Here is a 9059-nt window from a genome sequence, read left to right on the forward strand (position 1 = left end):
ATATAAACAGAATTACGAAGAAAGGAGTTTGTTAATGCGTTTGATGGCACTGTGTTTCATTCCTATAAAAAAAGAAAAGGTCAAGGAGAAATACCTCCTGACCCAAACATTATGTTACAAAATATTTCTATAATTAAGGCTGTATCTTTCCCTTAAATATTTCATAACATCTACGCAATGGAATTTTCTTCTAATAACTTCTCCAAATCCGAAGCCTTGTATAGTATTTTCCCTGCGAATTGCGTGTAGGGGATAACTTTCCTGTCCCGATAGTCCTGCAAGGTACGAGGGCTGATATACAGCCGTTCGCATACTTCCTTGCCTGTCAGGAAATGCTCACCGCCAAACAGCGGTTTGTGTGTCTGTGCCACTTCCTTTATCCGTCTGTTCATTCCTTCAAGTGCGGACAGCACCACCTGCATATCATCCGCTTCCATATTCAAGTCCTTTACTGATTCCATAATACCCTTGTCTTATTTGTTATTCTTTAATCTGTCTGTTTTTGTCTTCTCCGATTTAGTCTGCAACAGCCGCTCCACGTCCTCACGCCTGTAATAGCACTTATGCCCTATTTGCGTAAACGGCAGCACACCTGTATCCCGATAGTGCTGCAATGTACGCTTGCTGATATTAAGCAACCTGCATACATCGCCGTTGTGCAGCCAATCGGTGTGTCTGCTCTGTTCTCCGAATGCCTTGTGGCAGGTCTCGGCAAGACTGAGTATCTCGTTTCTCAACCTTGCCCAATTTGAATCCGTAATGATAAAATATCCCATAGTTTTATTGTTATTTTGTTTGTAATTCTGTCTTATTGGTATTGACAACACCTTTGTCTGTTCTACGTTTCACTGCACGTTTATGCCTGCAAAGGTATGATGAGTTTGTCACACTTCAAAGCAGCAGGGAACAGCAGGGAAATATCGGGAACTTCAAGGAAAAACTAACGCATTTTATCGGCAGCCGTTTGCGCATTCTTTCCCTGTTTTCTTCTTTCGCCGTCTGTTTGGCGCAAAGATAGGGCGGTGCATGTCCTATTCTATCATACTTCTTTTAAGTGGCACCTTGTAGCACTCTTGGTGTGGACAAAAGCTACCCTATTTCTGTGCTGATTCTTATTGTTTGCAATATCGGTGCAGAATACCGCAAACGTGTGCAAAAGGGTACACTTCTACCTCTATCTTTCCTTGCTATTTTATCCCCTGTTTTGATTTAATTCGGGCTTAAATCAGTTATTTCTTTTCCTGTCTCTTCAAAAATCCGTGCGAACTTTATTGCGAATGAACGCAACATTATGCAAGCACTCTCCGAATGCTTGGAACTTTCCAGTTCTCTTCATAACTTCACTCTCGGAAACCAAACCAAGCATATAATGAAAAGGAATGCAGATAAAGGCAATTCAGTGGACGAAAATAATACGCCCAAGCAAAGGAAGACTTCCTCCAAAAATGGTGAGATAGAAACCTATCTCTCCTCTTATTATGAGTTTAGGTACAACACGGTGTTAGGTAGAACCGAATACCGAAGTAAGGAAGATGCTCACTTCTCAAAAGTGGGTCGCTATGAAAGCAACACGCTCCGCAGGGAACTTGACAACGATGTGGGGATTATCACATCTTCCGACAACCTCTATTCCATTATAGAGAGCAGCTTCTCTCCACGTGTCAATCCCATACAGGAGTATTTCAATGGATTGCCTTTGGTGGATATTGGTAATAGCAGAGGTAATTATAGTGGCAATAGCGATAGTTGTAGTCATGGCAGTAGTGGTAATGGTAATAATGAACACAATAACCATTGTGATATTTCTTCCCTTTCACTGAAAGCCATTCCCGAATTGGCAAGTTGCGTAGTTGTGCGCAACTCTGACAAGTGGCTGCCATACCTTACCAAATGGCTCGTGGCAGTGGTCGCCAACGCCATGGACGACCGTGAATGCCGTAACCATACCTGTCTTGTACTGACAGGCGAGCAGGGCAAGTTCAAGACAACTTTCCTTGACTTGCTCTGCCCACCTGCCCTGCATGGTTACAGCTACACGGGAAAGATATATCCGCAAGAGAAGGACACGCTTACCTATATAGGGCAAAACCTCATCGTAAACATTGACGACCAGCTCAAAGCCCTCAACAAGCGTGACGAGAACGAACTGAAAAACCTCATCACCTGTCCGATGGTCAAGTACCGTATGCCTTACGACAAGTATGTGGAGGAACACCCACACTTGGCGAGTTTCGTTGCATCGGTAAATGGTAACGATTTCCTTACCGACCCCACAGGCAGCAGACGGTTTCTGCCCTTTGAAGTGCTTTCCATAGATATTGAGAGAGCAAAGGCTGTTTCTATGGATAATGTCTATGCGGAAGCGAAAGCCTTGCTGAGCATAGGTTTCCGCTATTGGTTTGACGATGAAGAGATAACGGAACTATACAGGGAGAGTGAGGATTTCCAAGTACAGACGGCAGAAATGGAACTACTGTTGCGCTGTTTTGAGAAACCTACGGAGGATAGTCCCAACTGTACCTATATGACTACCACAGAGATAATCACCTACTTGGGACTTTACACGCATCATCCCTTGTCCTTAAAGCACATGGGCGAAGCCCTGAAAAGGGCAGGCTTTGAGAAAGTGAGCAAGAGGCGAGAGGGTGGCAGTCCCATCTATGTATATAAGGTAAGGAAGATATTGCCTTGTCCTTTATTAGGCAGTTGCAACTATCAGATGTAGTAGGCACATGTAGTAGGTTGGTAGTATAACTTGGGACTAAAAAATAATATTGGAAATCAACTACTTATGTCAAAATAGTATGTAGTAAGAAGAAAGATGAAAAAGTTTGGAGGGGAAAAACTTCTGAAAAAAGATTTTCTTTCAATAAGCATTCACCTACCATTCAAATATCATTCAAATACACCATTGTCATTCAAACACAAATTATTCAATCCATTCAATTAAAACATATCACAATGAAAGAAGAAGATTTATCACGCATCAAGCAATACCCCATCGTGGAGTATCTTGAAAGTAAAGGCATCAAGCCTGTACGCAGAACATCAGTCTATGCGTTGTACCGCTCACCGCTGCGTGCAGAAACACATCCGAGTTTCAAAGTGGACACAGAGAAGAACCTTTGGATAGACTATGCCGAATGCAGGGGCGGAAGTATCATCGACCTCTGTATGCGTTTGGAGGGCTGCACGCTATCGGAAGCCATCCACCACTTGGGGCAGAACGCTCCCGATAATACAGTATATAGTTCTCACAAAGACTTCTCACAAAACAATCTCCAACCAACGATGGCTGCAAACGAGACAAGGAAACTGATAAGTATATCAGACACCCTACCGCCACATTTGCAGGAGTATCTTACAAAGGTACGCTGCATTGATTTGGAAAAGGCAAAGCCTTTCCTTAAATGTATCAGCTATGAGGTAAGGGGCAGGCGCTATCAATCCATCGGCTTTGCCAATCAATCAGGAGGGCATGAACTTCGGGACAATGGCACGTTCAAGGGAACGATAGCTCCGAAGGACATTACTCCTATATTCACCGACAAGATAATAAACCAAATGCAGCCAACTTGTGTGTTCGAGGGATTTATGGATTTTCTTTCTTTTCTTTCAATGAAAGAAGAAGTAACAAGTGCCTGCCTTGTGCTAAACTCCGTGAGCAATACCGCCAAAGCAATTCGGTATATGAATGCGCAGGGAATATCTTCCATTCGTACCTTCCTTGATAATGACGATGCTGGGCGGAGGGCTGTTCAAGATTTCATAAAGGCAGGCTTCCATGTTGAGGACATGAACATACATTACAAAGACTTCAAGGATCTCAACGATTTTCATGTCAGTCGTGTCCGTGAGCGACAGAATCATAAAGAGCAGATACTGGCACACATGTCGGTTACAGAACAAAATCAAAGCAATAAATCAAAACAAGTCAAACATAAAATGAGATAGAGAAATGAAAAAGAAAACAATGATGAATGACAAAGACCTTTCATGGTTCTTGGAATGCCAAGATGATAAAATGGACAATGAGGTAATCTCACAGACGGAAGCACAATCCGTTCCTGTGGAGGAAACAACAACAAACGCAGAAATGAAGAAGGACCGTATTACTCAAGGAGAAGCGGACATCGCTTCAGAGCAATCCGAGCATACACTGAACACGGAGAACGTAACCGTTCAAAGACGCGTCAGTGCCAAGATGAGGAAAAAGACACTCGAATCCTACAAGCAAGCCTATCTTGTGCCGACCAAGTTGAGTGACCGAAAGGCGGTCTATCTGAGCAGGGAGACACAGGAACGTGCCGACTTCATCGTGCGCAGGCTGGGTGACAGGGGCAGCAACCTCTCAAGTTTCGTGGAGAATATCGTGCGCCTGCATCTGAAGGAATACGGTGAGGACATAGAAAAATGGAGAAGGCTGTGAGTCACAGAAACAAGGTCGAGGGTTTTAAGGAAAGGGACAAGCATTCCATTCAAACCCCTCAACCTTTTCAGAGAACATGCCAACGGACACTTACTGAACATACTGAACGGTGGGAATGCCACGAATACAGTTATGCATGGAATGCACGGCATTCGCTTTCAAGCAACAAAACGCTTTATGCGTAAACGTTTCGTTAGCTGACACCAGCAAGACGTCAGTTTGTACCCACAAACTGCGCTTGCTCCCCTTGTCCTACTGTCGGGGAGATAAGACCGTAATCACTCCGTTCTCATCGGTCAGCGTTCAGGAATTAAGCAACAACGAATCATCTACAATGATTAACTTTCAAGGAAACTTATATGAACAGATATAAAGGAAAAGCTGCCCGATGGCAGCAACAGGATAAAGAAGAACAGCGGATGAACAAAACGGAGTTCATCAAGGTAAGATGTACCAGTGAAGAGAAGAAACGTATCAAATCAAGGGCGGAAAGCACGGGACGGAAATTCTCCGATTATTGTCGGGAAATACTCCTTAACGGAGAAGTAACAGCCGTTCCCAAGATGACAGACAATGAGAGGGAAGCCATTGCCATTCTCCAACATACAGGAAGGTTCTATGGGCAGATTTCCAATCTCATCAAGCTCAAGGACGAGGATTGGCTACATATCACCAAGAACCTTTCGCTATGTGCCAAAGAGGCATTTAAGCGGTTTTACGACCCGCATTTTCGGGTGGATGATGAAATATATAAGGTCTTAAATCTAACAAGAAATGATAGGTAAATGCAAGGCGATAGCGCACGGAAGCACAGCTTTGGACTATATTTTCAGGGAAGGCAAACTCGGTAGTCGGCTTGCATTCCACAATCTTTGCAGCAGAGATCCAAAGACTATCTATGAGGAAATGAAAGTGGTCAGTAACTACAACAGCCGTTGCAGGAACAAGTTTCTCCGTATCGAAATTGGCATCGCACCGCAGGACGAGAAAAAGCTGTCTGTGTCCGAATATATGTGGATAGCACATTTGTTTGCCAAGCAAATGGGACTTGACAACCACCAATGGGTGGCAGTAACGCACAAGGACACCGATAATAGACACATTCACATAATTGCTAACCGTATCAGTCTGTATGGAGAAGTCTATGATACCACCTTTGTGAGCAATAGGGCTGCAAGGGTGGCAGAGGAAATCAGCAGGGAGAAAGGCTTGACCATTGCAAAAGAGGTCAAGGCAGAAAGGAAACACCAAAAGGAAAAAGCCAGCCCTACAAGAGAGCAAACAAAGCAGCAGGTGCAGAAGATTTGCTACACCTTGCTTGACAAGTACAAAGGAACAGGTGTCACGGGGCATTCCATGTTCCTTTATGAATTGAACAAAAACGGCATTACCATAAAGCGTATGAAGAACAAGCAGGGCAAGGTATATGGCTTGAAGTTCTCATACGCAGGGCAATCCTTCAAGGCTTCCGAAATCGGCAGGGAGTTCGGCTACCATTCCTTGCAGAAGAACTTTGAAACAACCAACAAGGAAGAATCAAGGAAACCACATCTAACAGTACAAGAGCCTACAGAAAAGAAAGAACAATCTGATACAGGCTACCAACTTGTACCTCCAAGCCGCTCCTCTATCTCACGAGACAATGATACCTCACAAGTGCAGAATCCCATTGGTGCAGTGGCAGACACCATCGTTAGCGCAGCCGATGAAGTGGTGGAAGGGTTAGGCGATTTAATTACACCAAGTACACAAGGCAATGACTTAACCGAAGCTGCATGGCAGCGCAAACTCAGATACCAAGCTAACAGAAAGAAGAAACGTGGAAGGGGAATATAAACATAGCATACAAAAAGTGCATAATAAAGAATATCTCATCAAAAACGCTTGCTATTCGGTAACAAAGTATTATCTTTGCAAACAGAATAACAAGCGTTCTTTGTTAGGCAGAAAACAGCGAAGCCAAGTAGTTCGCTCGTTTCCAAATCGTTACCAGTTTAGTTGTACAAACAAGGTAACTTCTTTATTTTCAGACAGATATATTTTTATAATTATCTTTGAAAGCAAAAAGTGCGAAATTGCTGTACGTACGCGCGCGAGGGAGATTGTCCATTCCACGATTGTTAAAGAAAACCACAGGCGTGTTTCGGCCCCTTAGGGCACTATTCATAGTTTCTCCAAGTAGAAGTCAAGAAACATCGACTTTTTCCCAAAAAACATCCGACATAATTCAGAATTTCTCCCACGATTTTGAGAAAAACTCCGACCTTTTGATCGACAACTAGGAAGATTGATTCCCAAACTCTGAGGATACTTTCGCAACCTTCAAATCACCAAGAATTTAGAACCCTCACCCTTATAATCGAAAGGAACTGCATAGCCTACACCGTTTGAAAATCGCAAGTCCTACTGCTAAAAGAATAAAAAAACAGAGATTATACATGGCATCAAGAAGCTCCATTTTTCTGTAAATTGCTAACTTTGCATCAATACAATCATTCCAGATTCACTATGAAACTCTTTTTGCAGAGCCTTTTGCATCGTTTATATTCATCACGCATTCGTTTTGCCGTGATAATATTATTTTGTCTGCTCATTTCTCCTATTAAAGCCCAAAACGTCAGTTGTTCAGTCTCTAACAAAGTATATGTAGCTTCTGGTCAAACAGGGAAAGCCCGTGTCTTATTAAACAATTGGGAACGCAACTACCCGGTAAAGAGTATCAGCTATACCCTATATTTGAATGGAACCACAAGCGAAGAGCGCAATATAGAATTGTCTAAACCATTGACCTACGATGAAAATGTCTCTATTGACATTGAAGTTCCAGCGGCTAATAGACCAGGCTTTGATGCATTCTCAGTAACAATAGTCAAAGTCAATGGTCAACCTAATCGTAATGGTTTCGCCACAAGCGGAAGTGAGCGATTCACTTTGTCACGCGCAGTATGGCGTAAGGCCGTAGTCGAAGAACTAACAGCAATGGATTGCCCACATTGCCCAAGTGGTATAGCATCTTTAGAACGTCTCAATCATATTGCTTCCGACCGTGTTATTGGCCTAGCTGCACATGCTGACCACTTATTGGGGGCTGGAGATTACTATAATGTATTCAGAAAGTTTCCAGGTCGCCCCAAAATTGTATTGAATGGCAAAGACGTAGTTTCTGCCTATATGGGCAAAAGTAGTACCAATCAATACTCTTTCGGTTTGCTAAATGATGTAGAGCAAGTGTCGGGATTCCAGCAAACACCTGTAGAGGTCAAAATACAGGCTGCCTGGTCTGCAGATCGCAAATCTATAGAAGTGCGCAGTTCTACCACATTTCGCTGCCCAATAGAAGAAAACCCCTACCGCTTGGCCTATGCGCTGACCGCCGACAATCTAAAAGACCCTTCATTCTTTCAGTACAACAATTTTTCTCATGATTCAGAGTGGGCCAATAGTGTACCTGAAATGCAATTCTTCTATCATGCAGATCGGGTAGTTAGAGGCATGCCATTTAATGATGTTGTACTTAGTGCTACAGGTATCGACAATGGCATTATAAACAGCCTTCCCAATAAGATGTCGCTTGATAAGTCTTTCGAGCACACCCATCTTTTTGGAAATTTGCCTTATTACAAAGGGTTTCGCTTTGTCAAAAAAGATACGAAAGTCCACGCCATCGTTCTTGTAATTGACCCAAAAACCAGAGAGATCATCAATGCAGAACGTTGCGTAGTCGGAGACAAAATTGAACCATTCCCTAAAGATCCAGTGCCCGTTCCGAATGTGCAGAAAATCATCTTGCCTGAGAATCAAATACAACAACTCAACAACGAATTTACACTGCAAGCGAAGACTTTCCCCCAAGAAGCAACCAGTGCCATCGTATGGGAAGTAGCAGACAATACCATTATCTCCTCTCTGGGTGGTGGCAAATTCCGCGCCATCAAACCAGGAAAGACGACCATCATAGCGCGTGCACAGGATGCAGGAGGAGCTATGGCTAAATGTGTAGTGACTGTGCTTGCCCCCAATGTAGCACACATCGAATTGCCTGCGACATTGACACAACAGCTTAATAGCGAATTCAACCTAACGGCGCAAGTTTCTCCCAAAGAAGCTACGAGTACCATCGTGTGGGAAGTCCAGGACAAGAACATTGTCGCCATGCTTGCTGATGGCAAATTCCGCGCCATCAAACCAGGAAAGACGACTATCACTGCGCATGCTCAAGATGCAGGCGGAGTGACGGCACAATGTGTAGTAACCGTGCTTGCCCCCAATGTGGCACGCATCGAATTGCCTGCGACATTGACACAACAGCTTAATAGCGAATTCAACCTAACGGCGCAAGTTTCTCCCAAAGAAGCTACGAGTACCATCGTGTGGGAAGTCCAAGACAAGAACATTGTCGCCATGCTTGCTGATGGCAAATTCCGCGCCATCAAACCAGGAAAGACGACCATCATAGCGCGTGCACAGGATGCAGGCGGAGTGACGGCACAATGTGTAGTGACTGTGCTTGCGCCCAATGTGGCACGCATCGAATTGCCTGCGACATTGACCCAACAGCTTAATAGCGAGTTCAACTTAACGGCGCAAGTGTCTCCTAAAGAAGCTACGAGTACCATCGTGTGGGAAGTCC

At 43.9% G+C, this 9059-nt stretch carries 8 protein-coding genes; 6 read left to right on the plus strand and 2 right to left on the minus strand.

Annotated elements, in window-relative coordinates:
• Positions 1-170: 170 nt before the first annotated feature.
• Complete coding sequence (locus HMPREF9999_RS08290) at positions 171-461, minus strand: helix-turn-helix domain-containing protein (protein ID WP_004344878.1); 291 nt, start codon at positions 459-461, stop codon at positions 171-173.
• A gap of 12 nt (positions 462-473) precedes the next feature.
• Positions 474-776, minus strand: coding sequence for a helix-turn-helix domain-containing protein (locus HMPREF9999_RS08295; RefSeq protein ID WP_009752272.1), 303 nt, complete (start codon positions 774-776; stop codon positions 474-476).
• A 515-nt stretch (positions 777-1291) separates the two neighbouring features.
• Between HMPREF9999_RS08295 and HMPREF9999_RS08300 the strand changes: the two genes are divergently transcribed.
• From HMPREF9999_RS08300 to HMPREF9999_RS08325, 6 genes are all read left to right on the plus strand, one after another.
• Positions 1292-2725, plus strand: a complete 1434-nt coding sequence (locus tag HMPREF9999_RS08300; protein ID WP_004344881.1) for a VapE domain-containing protein — start codon at positions 1292-1294, stop codon at positions 2723-2725.
• A gap of 236 nt (positions 2726-2961) precedes the next feature.
• Positions 2962-3954 (plus strand): toprim domain-containing protein, encoded by a 993-nt coding sequence (locus HMPREF9999_RS08305; RefSeq protein WP_004344883.1) that lies wholly within the window; start codon positions 2962-2964, stop codon positions 3952-3954.
• 4 nt (positions 3955-3958) lie between these two features.
• Positions 3959-4429 (plus strand): DUF3408 domain-containing protein, encoded by a 471-nt coding sequence (locus tag HMPREF9999_RS08310; RefSeq protein WP_009752274.1) that lies wholly within the window; start codon positions 3959-3961, stop codon positions 4427-4429.
• A gap of 359 nt (positions 4430-4788) precedes the next feature.
• Positions 4789-5214: a plasmid mobilization protein gene (locus HMPREF9999_RS08315; protein ID WP_009752275.1), complete on the plus strand. Its 426-nt coding sequence runs from the start codon at positions 4789-4791 to the stop codon at positions 5212-5214.
• A complete protein-coding gene (locus HMPREF9999_RS08320; RefSeq protein WP_009752276.1) occupies positions 5204-6265 on the plus strand; it encodes a relaxase/mobilization nuclease domain-containing protein in 1062 nt (353 codons plus the stop codon). The genes HMPREF9999_RS08315 and HMPREF9999_RS08320 overlap by 11 nt, the downstream gene beginning before the upstream one ends.
• A 672-nt stretch (positions 6266-6937) precedes the next feature.
• Positions 6938-9059: Ig domain-containing protein (locus tag HMPREF9999_RS08325; protein WP_009752277.1), on the plus strand; the 2122-nt coding region annotated here is incomplete at its 3' end.

This window comes from Alloprevotella sp. oral taxon 473 str. F0040, assembly GCF_000318095.2.
GTDB lineage: Bacteria > Bacteroidota > Bacteroidia > Bacteroidales > Bacteroidaceae > Alloprevotella.